Source organism: Mucilaginibacter inviolabilis, from assembly GCF_011089895.1.
Lineage (GTDB): Bacteria > Bacteroidota > Bacteroidia > Sphingobacteriales > Sphingobacteriaceae > Mucilaginibacter > Mucilaginibacter inviolabilis.
In genome coordinates, this window is the sequence record NZ_JAANAT010000009.1 from 1 (window position 1) to 2407 (window position 2407).

At 46.4% G+C, this 2407-nt stretch carries 2 tRNA genes and 1 rRNA gene; all 3 read left to right on the forward strand.

The features are described 5' to 3' along the window. Positions 1 to 257 precede the first annotated feature (257 nt). The 3 genes from G7092_RS30430 to G7092_RS30440 all read left to right on the forward strand — a co-directional run bounded on the left by G7092_RS30430 (position 258) and on the right by G7092_RS30440 (position 2222). A 16S ribosomal RNA gene (locus G7092_RS30430) occupies positions 258 to 1779 on the forward strand. A gap of 206 nt (positions 1780 to 1985) precedes the next feature. Then, positions 1986 to 2060: transfer RNA gene (locus tag G7092_RS30435), tRNA-Ile, on the forward strand. Between the two features lie 88 nt (positions 2061 to 2148). Continuing rightward, a tRNA-Ala gene (locus G7092_RS30440) sits at positions 2149 to 2222 on the forward strand. Positions 2223 to 2407 lie beyond the last annotated feature (185 nt).

The window sequence follows — 2407 nt, forward strand, 5'->3', positions numbered from 1 at the left end:
ATAAGAACTCCAAGATTATAAAGCGGATCCGGGATGGTGAAGCGATAAGTTCTTTTAAGAAATAGAAAATCATGTAGCGTAACGATCGGAAACTAAACCCTTCCGGTGCGTTATAAGAAAGCGGGAAACTGTATAAAGATACAATGGTGAATAGGAAATAGTGAGTGGTGAATGTAAATTCACTACTAACGGCTGACCATTCACCGAAATACAGATTCTATTATTAATAATAGGGTCAGAGACAAACAAAACATTTTACAATGGAGAGTTTGATCCTGGCTCAGGATGAACGCTAGCGGCAGGCCTAATACATGCAAGTCGGACGGGATTGGAGAGCTTGCTTTCCATGAGAGTGGCGCACGGGTGCGTAACACGTATGTAACCTACCTTGTTCAGGGGGATAGCCTCTCGAAAGAGAGATTAAGACCGCATAACGTTATTAAATGGCATCGTTTGATAACCAAATATTTATAGGAACAAGATGGGCATGCGGAACATTAGCTAGTTGGTAAGGTAACGGCTTACCAAGGCTACGATGTTTAGGGGATCTGAGAGGATGACCCCCCACACTGGTACTGAGACACGGACCAGACTCCTACGGGAGGCAGCAGTAAGGAATATTGGTCAATGGACGGAAGTCTGAACCAGCCATGCCGCGTGCAGGAAGACGGCCCTATGGGTTGTAAACTGCTTTTATACGGGAATAAACCTTGATACGTGTATCAAGCTGAATGTACTGTAAGAATAAGGATCGGCTAACTCCGTGCCAGCAGCCGCGGTAATACGGAGGATCCAAGCGTTATCCGGATTTATTGGGTTTAAAGGGTGCGTAGGTGGTTCTTTAAGTCAGGGGTGAAAGACGGCAGCTTAACTGTCGCAGTGCCTTTGATACTGAAGAACTTGAATCCACTAGAGGTAGGCGGAATGTGACAAGTAGCGGTGAAATGCATAGATATGTCACAGAACACCAATTGCGAAGGCAGCTTACTATGGTGGTATTGACACTGAGGCACGAAAGCGTGGGGATCAAACAGGATTAGATACCCTGGTAGTCCACGCCCTAAACGATGAATACTCGATGTTGGCGATATACGGTCAGCGTCTAAGCGAAAGCGTTAAGTATTCCACCTGGGGAGTACGCCCGCAAGGGTGAAACTCAAAGGAATTGACGGGGGCCCGCACAAGCGGAGGAGCATGTGGTTTAATTCGATGATACGCGAGGAACCTTACCCGGGCTTGAAAGTTAGTGAATAAAGCAGAGACGCTTTAGTCCTTCGGGACACGAAACTAGGTGCTGCATGGCTGTCGTCAGCTCGTGCCGTGAGGTGTTGGGTTAAGTCCCGCAACGAGCGCAACCCCTATGTTTAGTTGCCAGCACGTCAAGGTGGGGACTCTAAACAGACTGCCTATGCAAATAGAGAGGAAGGAGGGGACGACGTCAAGTCATCATGGCCCTTACGTCCGGGGCTACACACGTGCTACAATGGGCAGTACAGAGGGCAGCTACCTGGCAACAGGATGCCAATCTCTTAAAGCTGTTCACAGTTCGGATCGGGGTCTGCAACTCGACCCCGTGAAGTTGGATTCGCTAGTAATCGCGTATCAGCAATGACGCGGTGAATACGTTCCCGGGCCTTGTACACACCGCCCGTCAAGCCATGGAAGCTGGAAGTGCCTGAAGTGCGTAACCGCAAGGAGCGTCCTAGGGTAAAGTCGGTAACTGGGGCTAAGTCGTAACAAGGTAGCCGTACCGGAAGGTGTGGCTGGAATACCTCCTTTCTGGAGCAGTTTCCAAGGTAAGTACTATAACAAGTGTTACCTACATGATTATTTCTTAAATAAAAAAACAGAAGAAAACCCAAAAGATGAAACCATTCAGTGGTTTTAATCATCTGAGAGGCTGGATTGTAAGTGATTACGATAGACGATTGCCGAATTGAAGAAAAGAATCCGAAATCGAACATCCGACATCCGAAATCAAATAAAGTCCTGTAGCTCAGCTTGGTTAGAGCACTACACTGATAATGTAGGGGTCAGCAGTTCAAATCTGCTCGGGACTACATTGGGGTAAGTCATTGATCATTGGTCATTAAGTCATTGGAAACAATCACTAAATCACTAAATCAATAATTCACTCATTCATTTTTAGGGGGATTAGCTCAGCTGGCTAGAGCACCTGCCTTGCACGCAGGGGGTCAACGGTTCGAATCCGTTATTCTCCACAAACCCTCCGTTTCCTGAAAAGGATAGGATATCATGCAAATGACCATTTAAATGGAATGGGGTAAAGTTCTTTGACATATTGGAAGAAGTAATTGAAACAAGAGAAAACAACAGAATAGGGACGTTGTTTGGCTGGAATCAAGATAACAAGAAACAAGAGACAAGACTTCGGTCCTGGTTCTTG